This window comes from Sphingomonas sp. S2M10, from assembly GCF_012650175.1.
Classification (GTDB): domain Bacteria; phylum Pseudomonadota; class Alphaproteobacteria; order Sphingomonadales; family Sphingomonadaceae; genus Sphingomonas.
The window spans coordinates 557,303-577,046 of the sequence record NZ_JAAILI010000008.1; the positions used below are offsets into that span (position 1 = coordinate 557,303).

The 19,744-nt window shown below is 66.9% G+C and carries 18 protein-coding genes; 8 read left to right on the plus strand and 10 right to left on the minus strand.

Annotated elements, in window-relative coordinates; translation table 11 throughout:
* Window positions 1–21: 21 nt before the first annotated feature.
* The 6 genes from S2M10_RS04100 (at window position 22) to S2M10_RS04125 (ending at window position 5,491) form a co-directional block, all read left to right on the plus strand.
* Window positions 22–654 (plus strand): CpaD family pilus assembly lipoprotein, encoded by a 633-nt coding sequence (locus S2M10_RS04100; protein WP_247650599.1) that lies wholly within the window; start codon window positions 22–24, stop codon window positions 652–654.
* Complete coding sequence (locus S2M10_RS04105) at window positions 651–1,925, plus strand: pilus assembly protein CpaE (protein WP_168844975.1); 1,275 nt, start codon at window positions 651–653, stop codon at window positions 1,923–1,925. Before S2M10_RS04100 ends, S2M10_RS04105 begins: the two co-directional genes overlap by 4 nt.
* Before the next feature lie 6 nt (window positions 1,926–1,931).
* Window positions 1,932–2,912, plus strand: a complete 981-nt coding sequence (locus S2M10_RS04110) for a type II secretion system F family protein (RefSeq protein ID WP_168844976.1) — start codon at window positions 1,932–1,934, stop codon at window positions 2,910–2,912.
* A 5-nt stretch (window positions 2,913–2,917) separates the two neighbouring features.
* Entirely contained in the window at window positions 2,918–3,907 is a 990-nt protein-coding gene (locus tag S2M10_RS04115) for a type II secretion system F family protein (protein ID WP_168844977.1), read from the plus strand.
* A 59-nt stretch (window positions 3,908–3,966) separates the two neighbouring features.
* Window positions 3,967–4,515 (plus strand): hypothetical protein, encoded by a 549-nt coding sequence (locus S2M10_RS04120; RefSeq protein ID WP_168844978.1) that lies wholly within the window; start codon window positions 3,967–3,969, stop codon window positions 4,513–4,515.
* 223 nt (window positions 4,516–4,738) lie between these two features.
* On the plus strand, window positions 4,739–5,491 hold the full coding sequence (locus tag S2M10_RS04125; RefSeq protein ID WP_168844979.1) for an SDR family oxidoreductase: 753 nt from the start codon (window positions 4,739–4,741) through the stop codon (window positions 5,489–5,491).
* 10 nt (window positions 5,492–5,501) lie between these two features.
* On the opposite strand, the gene S2M10_RS04130 is transcribed toward S2M10_RS04125, so the two are convergent.
* The 4 genes from S2M10_RS04130 to S2M10_RS04145 all read right to left on the minus strand — a co-directional run bounded on the left by S2M10_RS04130 (window position 5,502) and on the right by S2M10_RS04145 (window position 12,153).
* Window positions 5,502–5,984: a hypothetical protein gene (locus tag S2M10_RS04130; protein WP_168844980.1), complete on the minus strand. Its 483-nt coding sequence runs from the start codon at window positions 5,982–5,984 to the stop codon at window positions 5,502–5,504.
* Entirely contained in the window at window positions 5,984–8,647 is a 2,664-nt protein-coding gene (ppdK, locus tag S2M10_RS04135) for a pyruvate, phosphate dikinase (RefSeq protein WP_168844981.1), read from the minus strand. Before ppdK ends, S2M10_RS04130 begins: the two co-directional genes overlap by 1 nt.
* Before the next feature lie 161 nt (window positions 8,648–8,808).
* Window positions 8,809–11,172: a glycine--tRNA ligase subunit beta gene (gene glyS / locus S2M10_RS04140; RefSeq protein ID WP_168844982.1), complete on the minus strand. Its 2,364-nt coding sequence runs from the start codon at window positions 11,170–11,172 to the stop codon at window positions 8,809–8,811.
* 114 nt (window positions 11,173–11,286) lie between these two features.
* Window positions 11,287–12,153, minus strand: a complete 867-nt coding sequence (locus tag S2M10_RS04145) for a glycine--tRNA ligase subunit alpha (RefSeq protein ID WP_168845117.1) — start codon at window positions 12,151–12,153, stop codon at window positions 11,287–11,289.
* Between the two features lie 317 nt (window positions 12,154–12,470).
* Between S2M10_RS04145 and S2M10_RS04150 the strand changes: the two genes are divergently transcribed.
* On the plus strand, window positions 12,471–13,334 hold the full coding sequence (locus tag S2M10_RS04150) for a TraB/GumN family protein (RefSeq protein WP_168844983.1): 864 nt from the start codon (window positions 12,471–12,473) through the stop codon (window positions 13,332–13,334).
* A gap of 31 nt (window positions 13,335–13,365) precedes the next feature.
* Here S2M10_RS04150 and S2M10_RS04155 read toward each other — a convergent pair whose 3' ends face one another.
* From S2M10_RS04155 to S2M10_RS22905, 6 genes are all read right to left on the minus strand, one after another.
* On the minus strand, window positions 13,366–14,586 hold the full coding sequence (locus S2M10_RS04155; protein ID WP_168844984.1) for an acyl-CoA reductase: 1,221 nt from the start codon (window positions 14,584–14,586) through the stop codon (window positions 13,366–13,368).
* Window positions 14,587–14,618: 32 nt separating this feature from the next.
* A complete protein-coding gene (locus S2M10_RS04160) occupies window positions 14,619–15,692 on the minus strand; it encodes an acyl-protein synthetase (protein WP_168844985.1) in 1,074 nt (357 codons plus the stop codon).
* An 83-nt stretch (window positions 15,693–15,775) separates the two neighbouring features.
* Window positions 15,776–17,149, minus strand: coding sequence for an AMP-binding protein (locus tag S2M10_RS04165; RefSeq protein ID WP_168844986.1), 1,374 nt, complete (start codon window positions 17,147–17,149; stop codon window positions 15,776–15,778).
* 4 nt (window positions 17,150–17,153) lie between these two features.
* Window positions 17,154–17,912, minus strand: coding sequence for an SDR family NAD(P)-dependent oxidoreductase (locus tag S2M10_RS04170; RefSeq protein WP_211090833.1), 759 nt, complete (start codon window positions 17,910–17,912; stop codon window positions 17,154–17,156).
* On the minus strand, window positions 17,896–18,129 hold the full coding sequence (locus S2M10_RS04175; protein ID WP_093294009.1) for an acyl carrier protein: 234 nt from the start codon (window positions 18,127–18,129) through the stop codon (window positions 17,896–17,898). The genes S2M10_RS04170 and S2M10_RS04175 overlap by 17 nt, the downstream gene beginning before the upstream one ends.
* 30 nt (window positions 18,130–18,159) lie before the next feature.
* Window positions 18,160–18,564, minus strand: coding sequence for an acyltransferase (locus S2M10_RS22905; protein ID WP_282098012.1), 405 nt, complete (start codon window positions 18,562–18,564; stop codon window positions 18,160–18,162).
* A gap of 556 nt (window positions 18,565–19,120) precedes the next feature.
* On the opposite strand from S2M10_RS22905, the gene S2M10_RS04185 reads away from it, so the two are divergent.
* Entirely contained in the window at window positions 19,121–19,723 is a 603-nt protein-coding gene (locus S2M10_RS04185) for a 50S ribosomal protein L25/general stress protein Ctc (protein ID WP_168844989.1), read from the plus strand.
* Window positions 19,724–19,744: the final 21 nt, after the last annotated feature.

Genomic DNA, 19,744 nt, shown 5'->3' on the forward strand with positions numbered 1-19,744 from the left:
CGCCCCTCGAGGAGAACCGCCTTGTTCCCGCGTCCCGCTCTCGCCCTTCTCGCCCCCGCGCTGCTGCTGGCGGGCTGTGCCGGCTATAATGGCGGCCTCGACTCGGTGCATCAGCCGGTCGTCAGCCGCCAGGACTTGACGCTGGATCTGCAGGCCGATGGCGGTCGACTCGCGCCCGGCGAAGAACGTCGCCTCGCCGATTGGATGGGCGCGATGAACCTGCGGTACGGGGACCGCCTGGCCATTGATGACGGCGGCGAGGGCCGCACCGGCCGCGCCGAAGTTGCGGCGGCTGCCGGTCGTTACGGCCTGATGCTTGCCGATCGCGCGCCGGCGACCGGTCGCCCGAACAGCCCGGACAGCGTGCGCGTGGTGCTCACCCGGACCAGTGCGGCCGTGCCCGGCTGCCCCGACTATTCGCACCCGAGCGGAATGACGGCCGACGCCAGCACCAGCTCAAACTTCGGCTGCGCCACCGCATCCAACCTCGCCGCGATGGTAGCGGATCCCGCCGATCTGGTGCGCGGCGCCCCAGGCTCCCCCACCGCCGATCCGCTGACGATGAACAAGGCCATCGGCGCCTATCGCGCAGCCGCACCGTCCGGCGCCGGCGGTGCGACCGTGAAGAATGATTCGGCCGGGGGCCCCAAGTGAACGCGCCGTTCAATCCTGCGCGCGCCGGCAGTCGCGAGCCGTTTGCCGGCTTCGTCTGCGACGAGGCTACCGCAGAGCTGATGCGACCGATTGCCATCGAACTCGGCTGGTCGCCGGAAAAGGTCAACAAAGGCGGCCTGCGCAACGCGGTGCAGACGCTGGCCGTCTCCGCCAGCCCGCATATCCTGTTCGTCGACCTCTCCGAATCGGGCGATCCGCTCAACGACATAAACGCGCTTGCAGAAGTGTGCGAGCCCGGCACGATCGTGCTCACCGCCGGCGCGGTGAACGACGTGCGACTGTACCGCGACCTGATCGCCAGCGGCATCCAGGACTATCTGCTGAAACCGATCAACCCGGACATGCTGCGCGACGCGTTCCTCCAGGCGCAAACCGCGCTGGCCGCGCCGAAGCAGAGCAACCCGAGCGCCGGTCGCCCCCATTCGGCGACGGCGGTGATCGGCACGCGCGGCGGCTGCGGCGCGACCAGCATCGCCACCTCGCTCGCCTGGCTGATGGGCGAGCGCGAGGGCCGCACCACCGCGCTGCTCGACCTCGACGTGCATTTCGGCACCGGCGCGCTGGCGCTCGACCTGGAACCCGGGCGCGGGCTGACCGATGCGATCGAGAATCCAAGCCGCATCGACGGGCTGTTCATCGAACGCGCGATGGTCCGCGCCTCGGAGCGGCTGGCGGTGCTCTCCGCCGAAGCGCCGATCAACGCGCCGATGACCGGCGACGGCGCCGCCTTCTACCAACTGCAGGAAGAGATTCGCGGCGCCTTCGAATGTACCGTCACCGATCTGCCCCGACAGATGCTGGTCCAGCACCCGCACCTGATCGCCGACGTGCAGGTGGCGGTGCTGGTGACCGAGCTGACGCTGGCCGCAGCGCGCGACACGATCCGCATTCTCAGCTGGTTCAAGTCGAACGCGCCGCAGACCCAGATCTTCATCCTCGCCAACAAGATGCAGCAGCCCGCACTGCTCGAGATCAGCCGCAAGGACTTCGAAGGCTCGATCGAGCGCGCGATCGACTTCGTGGTGCCCTTCGAGGCGAAGATCGCCAGCCAGGCCGCCAAGCTGGGCAAGCCGATGGCCGAGGTAGGCCGCACCCATCGCGGTCTCTCTGCGATAGGCGAACTCGCCCGGAAAATTCTGGAGATCACCGACGCCGGCGAGGAAGGCGAACGGAAGGACTCGGCCAAGGGCGGCTCGCTGCTCAGCAAGCTGGGCGACCTGAAGGCGCTGATGGCGAGCAAGAAGAAGTAGACGCCGATGCCGCTGCTGCCGCTCCTGATGCTGGGCCTGGGCGCCGTCGCGACGCTGGTGCTGCTCGTCTTTGCCCTGTCCGGCCCCTCGGCGCAGCGGGCGAGCGCACGACGGCTGACCTCTCTGCGCGACCGGCACCTGGTGAGCACCACGGGCGCCAACGCGATGGAGGCGCAGCTGCGCCGCATCTCCACTACACAGGCCAGCGGCTTCGAGCTCACCTTCGCACGGCTGCTGCCGAACCAGGAACAGCTCGAAAAGCGGCTGGCAATGACCGGCAAGAGCTGGACGCTGGGCCAGTACGGCCTTGCCACGCTGGGAATCGCGCTCACCGTCTTCGCGCTGCTGGCGTTCAAGGGCGCGCCGTTGCTGCTCTCGCTGGTCTTCGGGCTGTTCGTCGGGTTGGGCGTGCCACACTTCGTCGTCGGCTTCCTCATCAAGCGGCGCGTGGCCAGGTTCACCACCAACTTCCCTGACGCGATCGACCTGCTGGTGCGCGGCCTCCGCTCGGGCCTGCCGGTGACAGAGACGATCGGCGTCGTCGGCGCCGAGATGCCCGGACCGGTTGGCGAGGAATTCCGCGCGGTCAGCGACAAGATGAAGATCGGCCGATCGCTCGACGCCGCGCTGCAGGAAACCGCCGACCGGCTGGCCACCCCGGAATTCCAGTTCTTCACCATTACCATCCAGATCCAGCGCGAAACCGGCGGCAACCTCGCTGAAACGCTGAGCAACCTTTCCGACGTGCTGCGCAAGCGCGCGCAGATGAAGCTGAAGATCAAGGCGATGTCGTCCGAAGCCAAGGCCTCGGCTATCATCGTCGGGGTGCTGCCGTTCATCGTCTTCGGGCTGATCTGGTCGATCAACAACGAGTATATGATGAAGTTCTTCCTCGATCAGCGGCTGATGGTCGCCGGCGGCGGCGGGCTGATCTGGATGGCCTTGGGCGCCTTCATCATGGCCAAGATGGTCAATTTCGAGATTTGACGGCGATGGAACCCACCGGCCCCACCCTGCTCGGCATCGACGTCACCTGGGTCGCGACGATCCTGTCGGCGATCGCAACCTTTTCCGTGCTCGTCGCGATCTACGCCGCTACCACGGTACGCAATCCGATGTCGCGCCGGGTGAAGGCACTCAACGAACGCCGCGAACAGCTCAAGGCCGGCATCGCCGCCACCCCGTCCAAGCGCCGCGCCAAGCTGGTCCAGCGCAGCGACACGACGGACCGGATTCGCAGCCTGCTCAGCACGCTCAAGGTGCTGCAGGACGAGCAGGTGAAGGTGGCGCAGGTGAAGCTGCTCCAGGCCGGGATCCGTCGCCGCGAATGGGCAGTGGGCGTCATCTTCGGCCGGCTGGTGCTGCCGATCGTGATCGGCGGGCCGATGCTGTACCTGGTCTACGGCACCGACATGTTTTCGGACTGGACCCCGCTCAAGGCCTATGGGCTGGTCGCCGGCAGCTTCATCCTCAGCTACAAGGCGCCCGACCTCTACCTAAAGAACCGCATCCAGAAGCGCAGCGACGCGATCCGCAAGGGGTTGCCCGACGCGCTAGACCTGCTGGTGATCTGCGCCGAGGCGGGCCTGACCGTGGACGCCGCCTTCGGTCGCGTCGCCAAGGAACTGGGCCGCGCCTATCCCGAGTTGGGCGAGGAATTCTCGCTGACCGCGATCGAGCTCGGCTTTCTCACCGATCGCCGCGCCGCCTTCGAGAACATGGCGATGCGGATCAACCTGGAAGCGGTCCGCGGCGTGGTGACGACGATGATCCAGACCGAGAAATATGGCACGCCGCTCGCCTCCGCGCTGCGCGTGCTTTCGGCAGAATTCCGCAACGAACGGATGATGCGCGCCGAGGAAAAGGCCGCGCGCTTGCCGGCGATCATGACGGTTCCGCTGATCCTGTTCATCCTGCCTGTGCTGTTCATCGTGATCCTCGGCCCCGCCGCCTGTTCGATCAATGACTCGCTGATGCATTGACGCGCACGGAACCTTGCGCCGCCTAGCCGGTTGTCGGCGGGATGCCGGGAGCCTGACGCATGAACGACTTGCCCTATACTACGCCGCTGCAGTTCATCGGTCTTGCGCTTGCCCTGCTGGCGGGCTGGTTGCTCGGCATGGCCAGCAGCAACGGGAGCCGCCGCTGGCGCGAGCGCTATGAAGCCGAACGCGATACCCACCAGGCGCTACGCGAGGAGCTGGCGACCGCCAACACCCGTATCCGCGACCTCGAAGCCGCGAATTCGAAGCTCGAGCGAACGCTCGTCGACCGCCGCCCCGTCGATCCGGTGGCGGATGGCACGCCGAACAGGCGCGACTCGGCGATCCGCAGCTGGTTTTATGGCGGTACCGACGTGCTGGCTCGCATCCGCGGCATCGACGAACACCGCGAACGCCAGCTGAACCAGCTCGGCATCCAGCATTTCCGCGACATCGAGGAACTGCCGCGCGGTGACGAGCGGCCGCTGGAGGAGCGACTAGGACTGCCGCACGGCACGATCGTGGACGAGCGCTGGCGTGAACAGGCAGCCCTGCTTCGCGCGGGCGAGACCGACGAGCATGCCCGCAGATTCGGCCACCACGCCTGATCCGACGGTTCACGACATCGACCGGGTTGTCCGGGCGCAATGCCCGGAGGCACCTTGGTAGGTGCGGATCGCCCCGCATGGTCGGCACCGGCCTCTCGTCGCAATGCCTCCCGCCCGACATGCGCAATGGGGACCCCACGCGCCGCCGGTTTCAGAACAAGCAACGGGACGCCCGAACACCCTGAGCCCGCTACCCGCCCGGCTCCATATAGGGAGATCGGTTATGAAGTTGCTTGCGGGGAAAACGGCTATCGTCACCGGGGCCAGCTCAGGCATCGGTCGCTCGGCGGCGCTTCTGTTCGCCGCGCATGGCGCATCGCTCGTGCTAGTTGCGCGGCGGCGTGCGCGGTTGGACGCGCTGGTAGCGGAGATCGGCGCATTGGGCGGCAACGCCATCGCGGTGGCCGGCGACATAGCCGATGGCCAGACGCATGCGGCAGCCGTTGCAGCGGCGCAGGCACGGTTCGGCGGCCTGCACGTCGCTTTCAACAATGCCGGAATGGTCGGTCCGATGCAGCCGCTGGCGGACATCGACCTGCTCGACTGGGAGGCGGTGCTGGCGACCAATCTAACTGCGGCCTTTCTCGGCGCCCGCGCCCAGATCCCCGCCATGATGGCGAGCGGTGGCGGCGCGCTCGTCTTCACGGGCAGCTTTGTCGGGGCGAGCGTGGGGCTTCCGGGGATGGGCGCCTATGCCGCGGCGAAGGCAGGGCTGCTCGGTCTGGTCCGCGCCATTACCGCCGACTATGCGACCGACGGCATCCGGGCCAATGCGCTGCTACCTGGCGGCACCGCTACCGACATGGCGGGCGATGACGCGCAACGGGAGTGGGCGGCAGGCCTGCACGCGATGAAGCGGATCGCCGAGCCGGACGAGATCGCTCGGGCCGCGCTCTTCCTGGCGAGTGACATGGCAAGCTTCGTGACGGGTTCGGCCCTCTGGGCGGACGGTGGGAACGCCGCGGTGAAGCTGTAGCCTGCCCAGCCTACCGCAACAGCGCCGTCGTGTAATTCTCGACAACCTCGGCCAGCGGTCGCCCCTCGCCGTCCAGCACCAATGCGCGATGACGCAGAACATAGGGCGCAATGCCCGTCATCAGCTGCTCCAGCGGCTTGCGGTGCGGGTGCAGCGGGCGAATGATCGCGCCGAACGGGATATCCCCCTGCTCCAGCGCGGCGTTCATCTCCGGGGTGAGCCGCGCGGGGACGTACCAGTTCTCGGCCACGGATAGCGTAACGCCCGCGCAACCGAGCACGACGCTGCGATACACAACCCGCTCGTCGGGCCCCACGCCCAGCCGTTTGCGCTGCTCCGGCGTGGGTTCCCTGTGCACCGCCCGATCCACCTCGGCCCGGATCGGCCCGCCGCAGCGGCGCTCCAGCACGGCGGTGGCGGTAGGGCTGGCGAGAAGGTCGCGGCTGAGAGCCGCCGCATCGTCCGTCGCTACCGCTACCGCCACTACCAGCATCACTTTCCTCGAATTACCGCCTGCGCTGCCGCGAGCCGCGCGATCGGCACGCGATAGGGCGAAGCCGAGACATAATCGAGCCCCGTCTTCTCGCAGAACGCGATCGACGCCGGATCGCCGCCATGCTCGCCGCAGATGCCGAGCTTGATGTCGGGCCGGGTCGCCCGGCCGCGCTCGGCGGCGAGCGCGATCAGCTGGCCGACGCCCTCCACGTCAAGGCTCACGAACGGATCCTTGGCGTAGATGCCCTTCTCGACATAGGTCGTCAGGAAGCGCGAGGCGTCGTCGCGGCTCACGCCCAGCGTGGTCTGGGTGAGGTCGTTGGTGCCGAACGAGAAGAAGGCGCCCACCTCGGCGATCTCGCCCGCCATCAGCGCGGCGCGCGGCAGCTCGATCATCGTGCCGACCAGATAGTCGATCGTGCGACCCTTCTCGGCGAACACCGCCTGCGCCGCCTTGTCGACCACCGTCTTCATCAGTTCCAGCTCACGACGCGTGCCGACCAGCGGAATCATCACTTCGGGCACCGGCGCCGCGCCCGACTTCTCGGCGACCGCAATCGCCGCCTCGAAGATCGCGCGCGCCTGCATCTCGTAGATTTCGGGATAGGTCACGCCGAGGCGGCAGCCGCGATGGCCGAGCATCGGGTTGAACTCGTGCAGCTCGGCCGCGCGGCGCTTGAGCGTGTCGACGTCCACGCCCGCCGCGGTTGCGACCTCGGTGAACTCGGCCTCTTCGTGCGGCAGGAACTCGTGGAGCGGCGGATCGAGCAGGCGGATCGTCACCGGCAGGCCCGCCATCACCTCGAAGATCTCGAGGAAGTCGCTGCGCTGTTCGGGCAGCAGCTTCTCCAGCGCGGCACGACGGCCGGCCTCGTTCTCGGCGAGGATCATCTGGCGCACCGCGGTGATGCGCGCCGAATCGAAGAACATATGCTCGGTGCGGCACAGCCCGACGCCCTCGGCGCCGAACTCGCGCGCGGTGCGGCAGTCGAGCGGCGTCTCGGCATTGGCGCGGACCTTGAGGCGGCGGACCTCGTCGGCCCAGGTCATCAGCGTGCCGAAATCGCCCGACAGCTCGGGCTGCACGGTCGGCACCTGGCCGGCCATGACTTCGCCGGTCGCGCCGTCGATGGTGACCATGTCGCCCTCGCGAACTTCCCGGTCGCCGACGCGCATCACCTTCTCGCGCGCGTTGATCGACAGGCTGCCCGCGCCCGATACGCAAGGGCGCCCCATGCCACGCGCGACGACCGCCGCATGGCTGGTCATGCCGCCGCGCGCCGTCAGGATGCCGCGCGCCGCGTGCATACCGTGGATGTCCTCCGGGCTGGTCTCCACGCGGATCAGGATCACCGAATCGCCGGCATTGGCGCGCTTTTCGGCCGTGTCGCTGTCGAACACCGCGAGGCCCGAGGCGGCGCCCGGCGACGCCGGCAGGCCCTTGGTCAGCACGTCGCGCGGCGCCTTGGGATCGAGCGTCGGGTGGAGCAGCTGGTCGAGCGCCGCCGGATCGACGCGCAGGATCGCCTCCTCGCGGGTGATCAGCCCCTCATTCGCCATGTCGACCGCGATCTTGAGCGCCGCCTTGGCGGTGCGCTTGCCGCTGCGGGTCTGCAGCATCCACAGCTTGGCGCGCTCGACGGTGAACTCGATGTCCTGCATGTCGCGGTAATGGGTTTCGAGCCGGTCGAACACCGCCGCCAGTTCGGCGTACACTTCCGGCATCGCCTCTTCCATCGAGGCGGGCTTGGCCCCTGCTGCCTCGCGCGCGGTCCGGGTCAGGTACTGCGGCGTGCGGATGCCGGCGACGACGTCCTCGCCCTGCGCGTTGATCAGGAACTCGCCATAATAGGCGCGCTCGCCGGTGGAAGGGTCGCGGGTGAAGGCCACGCCCGTCGCCGAGGTGTCGCCCATATTGCCGAACACCATCGCCTGCACGTTCACCGCCGTACCCCAGTCGGCGGGAATGTCGTTGAGGCGGCGATAGACCTTGGCCCGCTCCGACTGCCACGAACCGAACACCGCGCCGATCGCGCCCCAGAGCTGGTCGTGCACGTCCTGCGGAAAGGGCTTGTTCCACAGCTCCTCGACGATGCTCTTATACTCGGCGACCAGCGCCTGAAGGTCGCCGGCCGACAGCTCGGTATCCAGCGTGAAGCCGCGATCTTCCTTGGCGATCTCCAGCGCTTCCTCGAACCGGCCGTGGTCGAGGCCGAGCACCACATCGGCATACATCTGGATGAAGCGGCGATAGCTGTCCCAGGCGAAGCGGTCGTCGCCGCTGGTCGCGGCCAGGCCCTGCACCGTCTGGTCGTTGAGGCCGAGGTTGAGGACGGTGTCCATCATCCCCGGCATCGACACGCGCGCGCCCGAGCGGACCGAGACCAGGAGCGGATCGCCCGCATCGCCGAACTGCTTGCCGGTGATCGCGGCGATATGCGCGATGCCGTTGGCGACCTCGGCCTTCACGCTCTCGGGGAAGGTCTCGCCTTCCTCATAATAACGCGTGCACATCGCGGTGGAGATGGTGAAGCCCGGCGGCACCGGCAGCCCGATCGATGCCATCTCGGCAAGGTTCGCACCCTTGCCGCCGAGCAGATTCTTGTCGCCCGCACCACCGTCCGAAACACCACCGCCGAAGCGGTACACATATTGCGTCATTCTGATCCCCTTCCGATCGAAGCGCCCCGTCAAGACAGAAAGGGCGCTACCGCAGGTGCGAAGAAGGCGGAACCGCTGACTACGTTGTCGGTATCCGATTATTTCGGGACGATGGCAGTTTCAAGCCAATTCACGGGATATTAATCGTACAATTAAGCCCCTCAACCTTCGATCTTGGCGAAGTCCGCCACCTTGTGCACTGCGTCACGCATGCGCGCCAGCAGGGCCAGGCGCGCGGCGCGCTTGGCGGGATCGGCGTCGTTGACGGTCACCTGGTCGAAGAAGGCGTCGATCGGCGCGCGCAGGATGGCGAGCGCGGCCATGGCATCCTCGAACTTCTCGGCTTCGATCGCGGCGGTTGCCTTGGGCTCGGCCGCGTCGAGCGCTGCGGCGAGCGCCGCCTCGGCGGGTTCGGGGGCGGGGTTGACGGCGCCGGCTTCCCATTCCTCCTTCTTGAGGATGTTGGCCGCGCGCTTGTAGCCGGCGAGCAGGTTGGCGCCGTCCTCGGTGCCGACGAACGCCTGCAGCGCCTTCACCCGCGCGAGCAGCCGAACGAGATCGTCCTCCCCGCCGAGCGCGAACACCGCGTCGATCAGGTCGTGGCGGACACCCGCTTCGCGCTGCTGGACCTTGAGGCGGTCGGCGAAGAAGTCGAGGAGCGAGATCGCTACTCGCTTGTTCCTGATCGCTGCGCGAATGAAACCCTTCTCCCAAAGCTCAGCCGCCTCCTGCCCGTAAGCAGAACGAACCTCGTCGCTTGTCTTTTTGTCCACTGTTCCAGAAGCTTCGAGGAAAGCAGCTATTTCATCCCGCCGCGCATAAGCCTCCGAAGAGGGCCATTTGGCTTGCACCATGGTAAATTGACGGGCGTGAACCATAATCGCGTTTCGGAGATTAAGCCGCACACCGTTATCAAGAAGTATTGCAATGATCGCTATACTCGCCCGGCGTAGAGCAAACGGATCCTTAGACCCGGTCGGGAGGAGATCCTCTAAGAAAAATCCGACCAGCGTATCCAGCTTGTCCGCCAGCGCCACCGCCACCGTCACCGGATCGGTGGGGACGTCGTCGCCCTGCCCGACCGGCTTGTAGTGGTCGCGGATCGCCGCGGCGACCGCCGGGTGCTCCCCTTGCGCGGCGGCGTAATAGCCGCCCATCAGGCCCTGCAGCTCGGGGAACTCGCCGACCATGCCGGTGACGAGGTCCGCCTTGGCAAGCCGCGCGGCACGTTCGGCGAGGGAAGCAAGATCCTCCCCGGCACGGGGAGGGGGACCGCCAGCCGCAGGCTGGTGGTGGAGGGGGGGCTCAGCAGAGGACGCCGCCTGTGGGAGCCCCCCTCCACCATCGGCTGGCGCCGATGGTCCCCCTCCCCGTTCCGGGGAGGATCGAACCACCCCACTCTCCACCAGCCACCTTGCCAGCTTGGCCACGCGTGCGACCTTGTCGGCCACCGTGCCCAGCTTCTCGTGGAAGACGATCTTCTCGAGTTTCCCCGCCTGATCGGCGAGCGGCACCTTCAGATCGGTCTCGTAGAAGAACCGCGCATCGCTCAGCCGGGCCGCCAGCACCTTCTGGTTGCCCGCGACGATCTTATCACCGCCATCGGCCGCGTCGATGTTCGCCACGCAGACGAAGGCATTGGCGAGCTTGCCCTCGGAATCGCGGCAGACGAAATATTTCTGGTTCACCCGCGCGGTGAGCTGGATCACCTCGGGCGGCACCGCCAGGAAGGCCTCGTCGAACCGGCCGAGCAGCGGCATCGGCCATTCGGTCAGCCCGGCATTCTCGAACAGCAGGCCCTCATCCTCGATCAGGCTGAGACCGGCCTTCTGCGCCGCCATCTTGGCGCCCAGCGCGATGATGTTGCGCCGCTCGGCACCGTCGACGATGACATGGCACGCCCGCAGCTTCTCGACATAATCGTCGGCCGAGCCGATCGTGATCGTACCCGGATGGTGGAAGCGATGTCCCACCGTCGCCGCACCGCTCGTCACGCCGGCGATCTCGCAGGGCACCACGTCGCTGCCGAACAGCGCGACGATGCCCTGCAGCGGGCGCACCCAGCGCGGGCTTTCGGTGGAGAGCGACGGCGCGCCCCAGCGCATCGACTTGGGCCAGGGGAAGGCGCGGATGATCCGAGGCAGAATAGCCGCGAGCACGTCCTTTGTCGGACGGCTGGGTTTCTGCCGCTGTACAAAGTACGTGTTCACACCCTTGGCATCTGGGCGCTCGAATAGCTCCTGACGCGTGGCGCCCGTTTTCTTCAGAAATCCTTCGATCGCAGCATCGGGAGCGCCGACTTTCGGCCCCTTGTGTTCTTCGAATTCGGCTTCCGTGGCCGCCGCAAGCCCGCGTGCGATAAGCACGAGGCGCCGGGGCGTCGCATAAGTCGTCACTTCGCCTTGGTGAAGACTGCCTTCGGCACGTATCTCGGTTTCATACAGCCAGCGAAGATCCTCCCGCGCCTTTTCCTGCATGCGCGCCGGGATTTCCTCCGAGCGGAGTTCGAGAAGAAAGTCAGTCATGGGCAATTCCAAGTGCACCGGCGTTGCCAAGTGCGCAGTGTTGGAGAGCGAGCCGCTTGGGGCTCTGGGCTCCTGCTTCCGCAGGAGCACGAAGGGGGAAGCGGCGGCTAGGCATCACGCCGTCCAGCCGGGGTACGCGGCTTCCCATTCGGGAGTCTTCTTCTCGATCCACGCCGCACAAGCCCCCTTCGCCAGATCGCGCACCCGGCCGATATAGGCCTGGCGCTCCGCCACCGAGATCACGCCGCGCGCGTTCAGCAGGTTGAAGATGTGGCTCGCCTCGATCGCCTGTTCATAGGCCGGGATCGGCAGCTTGGCCTCCAGCGAGCGCTCGCACTCGGCCGCGGCCTTGCGGAACAGGTCGAACAGCGCGTCGGTATCGGCGATCTCGAAGTTCCACGTCGACATCTCGCGCTCATTCTCCAGAAACACGTCGCCATACGTCACGCCCGCGTCGTTGAAGGCGAGGTCGTACACGCTGTCCTTGTTCTGGATGTACATGGCGAGGCGCTCGAGCCCGTAGGTCAGCTCGCCCGCGACCGGCTTGCAGTCATAGCCGCCCATCTGCTGGAAATAGGTGAACTGGGTGACTTCCATCCCGTCGCACCACACTTCCCAGCCCAGGCCCCAGGCGCCGAGCGTCGGCGATTCCCAATCGTCCTCGACGAAGCGGATGTCGTGCTTGGTAAAGTCGATGCCGATCGCGGCGAGGCTGCCGAGGTACAGCTCCTGCAAGTCGGGCGGGCTCGGCTTCAGGATCACCTGATACTGGTAATAATGCTGGAGCCGGTTGGGGTTCTCGCCATAGCGGCCGTCGGTGGGGCGGCGGCAGGGCTGGACGAAGGCGGCGTTCCACGGTTCCGGCCCCAGCGCGCGCAGCGTGGTGGCGGGGTGGAAGGTGCCGGCACCCATGCGCATGTCATAGGGCTGCAGGATCAGGCAGCCGCGCGTGCTCCAATAGTCATGGAGCGTCAGGATCATGCGCTGGAAGCTGAGAGGTTCGGACAAAGCTGGTCACCCTGTAAGGTTTGGGCGTCGCTTTGGCGCAGGCCGCGGAGGGGGTCAACCGGGGGCCATGGCGATCCCCTGCGGAGCAGACAACGCCGTCGCTCTCGTCCCAATCCACCGTCATCCCCGCGAAGGCGAGGATCCATTGGCGCTGAAGCCGAAGTTCCTGCCCCCAGCGTCCTGGCGAATGGATTCCCGCCTTCGCGGGAAGGACGATGGAATGTAAGACGCCACCGCAGACCCGAACGCAGGATCGTTGAACTTGGCCGCGCCCTCGCCCACAAGGCCGCATGTTCCGCGCGCTCCTCCTCGCCGCCCTGTTCCTCCTCGGCAGCTGCGGCGCAGCCCCCCGCGAGGCAAAGCCCGCGCTGTGGGCGGTGCGCGACGGCGACACGACCGTCTATCTGTTCGGCACCGTCCATCTGCTCCGCCCGGACCTGCGCTGGTTCGACGGCCCGGTGCGCACTGCGTTCGATGCCAGCGACACGCTCGTCCTCGAACTGGTGATGCCGCCCGAGGCGGAAACCCAGGCGCTGCTCGACAAGCTCGGCCGCACGCCCGGCGACCCGACCGTCGCCGCCCTGCCCGCCCCCGAGCATGCCAGGCTGGAAGGCGCGCTCCGCCAGGCCGGGCTCTCGCCGCAGTCGCTCGACCGCGACGAGCCATGGCTGGCCGCGCTCACCCTGTCGCTGCTGCCGCTCCAGAAGCTAGGCTATGACGATGCGAGCGGGGTCGAGCAGGTGCTGCAGGCCGCGGCGACGAAGACGGGCAAGCAGGTGGCGGGGCTGGAGACCGCCGAAGAGCAGTTCGGCTATTTCGACCACCTCTCCGCCGCCGCGCAGGGCCGCCTGCTCGGCGACACGCTGACCGGGCTGCCGGAGACCGGCGCCAATATCGACGCCGCGGTCGCCGCCTGGAGCAAGGGGGATGCCGATGCGCTGGCCCAACTACTGAACGCCGATCTCGCGCCCAATCCGGAGCTGCGCGACACGCTGCTGCTCCGCCGTAACCAGCGCTGGGCGGCGTGGATTCAAGGCCGCATGCAGCGCCCCGGCACCGTGTTCGTCGCGGTGGGCGCAGGCCATCTCGCCGGCAGCGAGAGCGTGCTGGCGATGCTCGCCAAGGCCGGGCTGAAGGTCGAGCGGCTCCAGTAAGCAGCAGCCCGCCTGCCGCCCGCCCCGGCGCTCAGTCCTGCGGCGCGTCGATCACCACGATGCGGGTGAGCGAGGTCAGGAAGTCGATCCCGTCCCAGATCGCGTTGAAGTTCAGCGCGTGGCCGAACGGCACGATCCGGTCGATCCCCTGCGGCTGCGCACCCAGCAGGAACGTCTGCCAGTCGCCCTTGGGCACGCCGAAGCTGGCGACCGTCTGCCAGTTGCGGCGCGCGCTGGCCCCGAGTTCCTCCAGCGCCGCGACATGGAATTCGCGGAAGAAGCCGCCGCCGGTGCCGTTGGGCTCGCCCAGCAGCGAAATCGGGCAGCGGACGACGCTGATGAAGTTGGTCTCCAGCGGCACCACGCTGGCACGGACGCTCACCGCATTGTCCTGCTCGGCGAGCAGCTTGGCGACCGCGCCGGCATCTTCCCAGCCGAGATTCGCCTCGCGCGCGCCGGCTTCGACATGGTGCCAGAAATCGGTGCTCGCCGCCGCGATATCGTCCGCAGACCCGCGCCAGACCAGCGCGCGGGGGGACGAGCAGGCCATCTGGCCGAACCACAGCGAGTCGTTGACGAAGTCGCGGGCGAGCGTAGCCTTGGTATCGCTGCCCAGCCAGGCCTTGGCGTCGACCACCGCGAGCGAATATTTGTTCGGGAAGGTAAGCTCGGTGCCGCCTGGCGAGAGCGGGCTCTTGCGGATCAGCTCCACCGTGCCGTCGCCGCCCCACACGACGCGGACGTCGCAGTGGCGCGAAAAGGCATCGGTGATCGACTGGTCATGCTCGTAGCGGACGATACCGATGATCCCGCGCAGCCGCTCGCTCGACGCCTCGACCACCTGCTTGAGGATGTCGTTGAGCAGGTCCGACTGCTGCGCCGCGCGCGACGACATGCGCACCAGGTTCACATTGCCGGCGAGCATCGACAGCAGCAGCGAATAGACGAAGATCGTGTCGACATTGGACGGTGCGATGTGGAACGCCAGCCCTCGGGCGAGCCGCAGCGCGTCCGGGTACTGCGCGTCGAATCGGTCCTTCATCCGCTTGATGTTGGCGCCGCGTGCCCAGAAGCCGAGCGCGACCAGCTCCGGATGGCGGCGGGCCTGCGGGCTGGCCATCAGCGCCTTGCCCAGCCGCTCGATGAACTCGATCACCGCCGGATCGAACGGGGCGAGCGGGCGCTGCGCCAGCAAAGCGTCGATGTTCGCGCCCTCGGGAACGACGAACCGCACTTTGTCGAGACTGTTCATAGCTTGGCACTCACTCGCATGGTTCGATCGGGTCACTGGTTGCTGGCGAAGGTGTCGCTGCAGCCGCGCACTTCGGCCTTGGGCAGGCGGCCATGGACCGCGAAATACTTCCCCTTGCGGCCACAGGCGCAATCGTCCTCGCCGAGCAGCGTGCCCTGGTCCTCGGTCAGCAGCGAATGGCCGGGATAGCTGCGCGGCAGCACCGAGACGACCTGGATCACCCCGGTTTCGCCGATGTCGCATTCGCTCCAGTCGACCGGACGGCGGATCACCACGTCGGCGAAGACCGGCGCATGGAGATGCCCCGCCTCGCACTCCACGAAGATCGAGCCGGTCTGCTCGACCATGCCGTAGAAATTATGGACGCGGCCGAACCCGGCCAGCTCGCTCGCGCGCTGCTTGAAGTGCTCGTTGGAGACCTTCTCGGCCTCCAGCTTCTTCCAGCCACCCGAATGGATCAGGATCGCGTTGTCGAACGGCAGCTTGCGGCCCGACTGCTCGAGCTGCTGGATGAAATAGCGCCACACCATGAAGGTGAAGCCGAAGGCGAAGATCGGCTGGCCGGCATTGGCGGCGGCGAAGGTCTCCAGCGCCTCCCAGTCCAGCTCCATCGTCTCGTCCTTCAGCGCGAAGACGTGCTGGCGGCCGAAGGTCATCATGCCCAGGATGCCGGCACCCCGCGCGCTGAAGGTCCGGCGATCCTTCACCACGCTGGGATGATCGATGATCAGCATCGGCAGCCGCTTCGGCCCGATGAACGAGGTCATGATCTTGGTCAGCGCGCGGGTCTGCAGCCGGGCAGTATCGGCGTCGAGGAAGATCCGCGAGGGGCGCTGGCCGGTGGTGCCCGACGAGGTCATCGTCTTGAACACCTGGTCCTGCGGCACCGAGGACAAGTCGTGCAGCTTGAACATGCTCACCGGGATCAGCGGCGCATCGGCCCCGCCCGGCAGGTCGCCCGGGCCATAGGCGTCAAGGATCGCGCGATAGCCTTCGCATTCGGTGCCGTGGAACGCCGTCAGCTCGCGCAGCTCGGCCTGAAGCAGCGCATGCTTCTCCGCCTTGGGGAGGTCGTAGACGGGAACCTCGAAAAAGGACTCAATCATCGCTTCAACTCCTTTTTCCGCACCGACAACGCTATCGGCCCCGACACCCGGCCGATATCTGGCGTCGGCCAGGGCTGTTCAAGTCACGCAGGCTTCGACGCCTGCTCCCATGCCGCCTGCAGCGCCGCCGCCGTCACCTTGCCGGAGGCGGTGCGTTCGACAAGACCGCCGCTGCGCACCTCGATGCCGCGCGGGGGCAGCGAGAAGGCATCGACGATCGCCTTGCGCACCTCGACCGGATCGAGGCTGCCATGAATCAGCACCTGCAGCTTGTCGTCGGCGCCGAAGCAGAACACCTCGGCCTCGGGCGTGGCGATGCGGCGCTCGACCTCGTCGAGGTTCACGCGCAGGCCGAACACCTTGAGGATCCGCGAGCTGCGCCCGACGATCCGGAGGAGGCCATCCTCGCCCCGCTGCGCCAGATCGCCGGTGGACAGCACGCCGCCCAGCTCGTCACCCTTGGCGAGATCGGCGCGGTCGAGCGCATAGCCCATCATCACCGCGGGACTGTGGATCCGCATCTCGCCGGTCTCGCCCGGTGCGGCCGACGTCCCGTCGTCCTTGACCAGATCGATCGTCACGCCGGGGATGGCGACGCCGATCGCATCCGGATGCGCCGCGGCATGTTCGGGCGGCAGATAGGCGACGCGCGGGCCGGCCTCGGTCTGCCCGTACATCACGAAGAACTTGCGATCGGTCCGCGCCGCCCAGTCACCGAAGAAGGACACGACGCGCGGATCGAGCCGTCCGCCTGCCTGGGTTAGCGTCTTGAGGCTCGGCAGGCTCAGCTTCTCCTCGCCGAAGCGGCGGAGCGTCGTATAGTGGAACGGCACCCCGGCGATCGAGGTCGCTGCGTGCTGGCGCAGATCGTCCCAATAGCCGGGCTCCATCACCGTCTTGCGGGTGACGCAGATGCAGGCGCCGACGGAGAGGTGCGAATGGATCACCGACAGGCCGTAGGAATAGCTCATCGGCAGATGGAGCAGCGGCCGCTCGTCGGCGGTCAGCGCCAGATACTCGGCGATGCTCTCGGCATTGGCGGTGATGCCGGCGAGGCGCTGGCGCACCAGCTTGGGCGAGCCGGTGCTGCCCGAGGTGGTGAGCAGCAGCGCGAGATCGGCATGGAGCTCGGCCGGAGGCGCATCGGTGACGGTCACGCTGCCCGCCACCGGATCGACGATCGCGTTGGGCTGGTAGACCGCATAGAGCTGCTCCGACAGCAGCTCGGAAAGATCGGCTTCCAGGAGCAGCGGCACATGGCCCGCGTGGAGCAGCGCCACATAGGCGGCGATCGATTCGGCCGAGACGCTGCACCGAAGCACGACCAGCGACCGCGCCGCGGGCAGGCCCGCGATCAGCCGCTGCCCGAGCGCGAGCGTCTCCGCATAGCTGAGCACCCGATCGCCATCGGCGATGCAGGGATTGCCGGCAAATTGCTGGAAGACCCGATCGAACATGCGCCTAGACCATCATCCCGCCGTCGACGCCGATCACCTGGCCGGTGATATAGGCAGCGGCATCGCTGGCGAGGAACACGCTGAGGCCGGCCACATCCTCGGGGGTACCGAGGCGGCCCATGCCGATCGACGACACGGTCTCCTGGCGCTTCTCCTCCGACAGCCCCTCGATCAGCGCCGTGTCGATCGCGCCCGGCGCGATGGCGTTGACGCGGATCTGGCGAGCGGCGAATTCCTTGGCGAGGCTCTTGGTCACGCCGATCACGCCGGCCTTGCTGGCGGCATAGACCGCCTGGCCGGCAAAGCCCTGCGCGCCCATGATCGAGGTGAGGTTGATGATCGACCCGCCGCCGTTGCGCGCCATCAGCCGCGCCGCATATTGCGAGGCGACCAGCACCGAGCGCAGATTCACCTGATAGGTCTCGTCCATCATCTCGACCGAGGCCATCTCGATCATCGAGGCCTTGAGGATGCCGGCATTGTTGACCAGCACGTCGAGGCGGCGATCGGCCTTTTGGATGGTCCCGAAGGCCTGCTTGATCGCCGCCGGATCGGCGACGTCGAAGTACAGCGCGCGCGCCTCGCCCGCGCCGAGCGCGTTGAGCGTGGCGAGGGTCGCATCCAGTGACCCTTCGGTCCGCGCCGCGAGCAACACGGTGGCGCCGGCCTCGACCATGCTCTTGGCGATCGCCGCGCCGATGCCGCGCGACGCCCCGGTGACCAGGGCGACGCGGCCGGCGAGCAGGTCAGGCCTCGACATCATATTTCTTGAGGATTTCGCGAATGGTGCCGACGCTCGACATCGCGACGATGTCGTCGGTGTCCAGCATCACGTCATAAGCGGCTTCCAGCTCCGCGATCAGCGCCATGTGCGCCACCGAGTCCCACTCGGGGATCGAGTTGTACTTCAGATCGTCGGTGATGGCGGAGCGATCGAGCATCAGCGCGCGCGCAACGATTTCGTGCAGGTCTTCGGCCATATTTAAATCCTTGGTGCGTAGAGAATGAAATTATGCCGCGGCGCCAGGCGCCGCGGCTGTGGCCGGAGCGGCAGCAGCATCGGCGCTCGCGCGCGACAGGATGAGGCCCCACTGCCCGGTAACGATGCCTTTTTCCATCACGCGCGCGGGATTGCCGCCGGCGAGGCAGCCATCGGGGATGTCGCGCATCACCACGCTGCCGGCGGCGATGATGCAGCCGTCGCCGATCTTTACGCCCGGGAAGATGATCGAATGCGCGCCGATCTGGCACCGCTCGCCGATCACCGTCTTGAGATGCATCCGGCGCACGAAATCGTGCGTCAGGATGGCCGCGCCGAAGCTGACCGCCGTATCCTTACCGATCCAGACGCCGTCCGGATGGGCCTTGTCCAGCTTCGAGGACAGTGAGATCGCGCAGCCCTCGGCGATGTGCATGCCCCAGAAGTTGTTCAGATATAGCCGGTAGATCTCAACCGCATAGCGCCTGAGCTTCCGCCGGATGAGAGCCGCAGCCCCGAATTTTGCCATCTTAATCCCCCGAGCGCCATGTCACCCAATCAACCCTCGCTGCCGTCGATCGATTGGCCCAGATCACCACAAAACCGTTCAAGCCGCCCCCACGCCACAACGCACATGCACAAGGACTGCAAACGACCGCGCCTCGCCGCTCTTTTAGTCAGCGACCTTCCACTGCCGCAAGCGCCCATGTTGATCAATTGGTATCTACTTGCGCATTTACCCTTGGAATGTGACCGTTCGTCGTAACGGTTCAGCACGCCACCTGGGGGCAGCGGGCGGCGTGATATAACACCTGAAACCTTCTTCGGCTCCCGGAAAATGCTGCGTCGCACCATTAGCACTTCCCGGGGTGGGACGATATTGCGATTTCTCCGCACTTCCGTTATAGGCGCGCGCTTGCCGTGGCAGGGTCATCCCTGGAGGCCTGCCGCTGCATGCACGTTGAAACATTTAGCGCATTGGAAATCGACACATGAGCGACACGCTTACGCTGTCGGCCGAAACGCGCGACCGGGCTGGCAAGGGAGCCTCCCGGGCGCTGCGTCGTGAAGGCCGCGTCCCCGCCGTCATCTATGGCAACAAGCAGGATCCGCTGAGCATCCACGTCAACGAGCGTGAGCTGCAGAAGCTGCTGAACACCGGCCACTTCTTCAATTCGGTGATCATGGTCAACGGCGAGCGCACGCTGGCCAAGGACGTCGCCTTCGACGTCGTCACCGATCGTCCGCTGCACGTCGATTTCCTGCGCATCTCCGAGCACGCGACCGTCACCGTCGAAGTGCCGATCGTGTTCGTCGACGAAGACGAGGCCCCCGGCCTGAAGCGCGGCGGCGTGCTCAACGTCGTTCGCCACGAGCTGGAGCTGGTGGTCGACGCGGCAGAGATCCCTGACCAGATCGAGATCTCGGTCAAGGGCCTCGAAGTCGGCGATTCGCTGCACATCTCGGCCGTGACCCTGCCCAAGGGCGCGACCCCCGCGATCACCGATCGCGACTTCACCATCGCCACCGTCGTCGCGCCGTCGGCGCTGAAGTCGAGCGAAGGCGAAGCGGAAGCCGAGTCGGCCGAGGGCTGATCGGCCTTCCCTTCACAGGTT

Bases quoted from the DNA above. Each gene is read 5' to 3' on its own strand.
- S2M10_RS04125 (WP_168844979.1), top strand. From the start codon at position 4,739: ATGAAGTTGCTTGCGGGGAAAACGGCTATCGTCACCGGGGCCAGCTCA.
- S2M10_RS04145 (WP_168845117.1), bottom strand. From the start codon at position 12,153: ATGATCCTGACGCTCCATGACTATTGGAGCACGCGCGGCTGCCTGATC.
- S2M10_RS04160 (WP_168844985.1), bottom strand. From the start codon at position 15,692: ATGATTGAGTCCTTTTTCGAGGTTCCCGTCTACGACCTCCCCAAGGCG.
- glyS (WP_168844982.1), bottom strand. From the start codon at position 11,172: ATGACTGACTTTCTTCTCGAACTCCGCTCGGAGGAAATCCCGGCGCGC.
- S2M10_RS04170 (WP_211090833.1), bottom strand. From the start codon at position 17,912: ATGATGTCGAGGCCTGACCTGCTCGCCGGCCGCGTCGCCCTGGTCACC.
- S2M10_RS04150 (WP_168844983.1), top strand. From the start codon at position 12,471: ATGTTCCGCGCGCTCCTCCTCGCCGCCCTGTTCCTCCTCGGCAGCTGC.
- S2M10_RS04110 (WP_168844976.1), top strand. From the start codon at position 1,932: ATGCCGCTGCTGCCGCTCCTGATGCTGGGCCTGGGCGCCGTCGCGACG.
- S2M10_RS22905 (WP_282098012.1), bottom strand. From the start codon at position 18,564: ATGCACATCGCCGAGGGCTGCGCGATCTCACTGTCCTCGAAGCTGGAC.
- ppdK (WP_168844981.1), bottom strand. From the start codon at position 8,647: ATGACGCAATATGTGTACCGCTTCGGCGGTGGTGTTTCGGACGGTGGT.
- S2M10_RS04155 (WP_168844984.1), bottom strand. From the start codon at position 14,586: ATGAACAGTCTCGACAAAGTGCGGTTCGTCGTTCCCGAGGGCGCGAAC.
- S2M10_RS04175 (WP_093294009.1), bottom strand. From the start codon at position 18,129: ATGGCCGAAGACCTGCACGAAATCGTTGCGCGCGCGCTGATGCTCGAT.
- S2M10_RS04185 (WP_168844989.1), top strand. From the start codon at position 19,121: ATGAGCGACACGCTTACGCTGTCGGCCGAAACGCGCGACCGGGCTGGC.
- S2M10_RS04115 (WP_168844977.1), top strand. From the start codon at position 2,918: ATGGAACCCACCGGCCCCACCCTGCTCGGCATCGACGTCACCTGGGTC.
- S2M10_RS04165 (WP_168844986.1), bottom strand. From the start codon at position 17,149: ATGTTCGATCGGGTCTTCCAGCAATTTGCCGGCAATCCCTGCATCGCC.
- S2M10_RS04130 (WP_168844980.1), bottom strand. From the start codon at position 5,984: ATGCTGGTAGTGGCGGTAGCGGTAGCGACGGACGATGCGGCGGCTCTC.
- S2M10_RS04120 (WP_168844978.1), top strand. From the start codon at position 3,967: ATGAACGACTTGCCCTATACTACGCCGCTGCAGTTCATCGGTCTTGCG.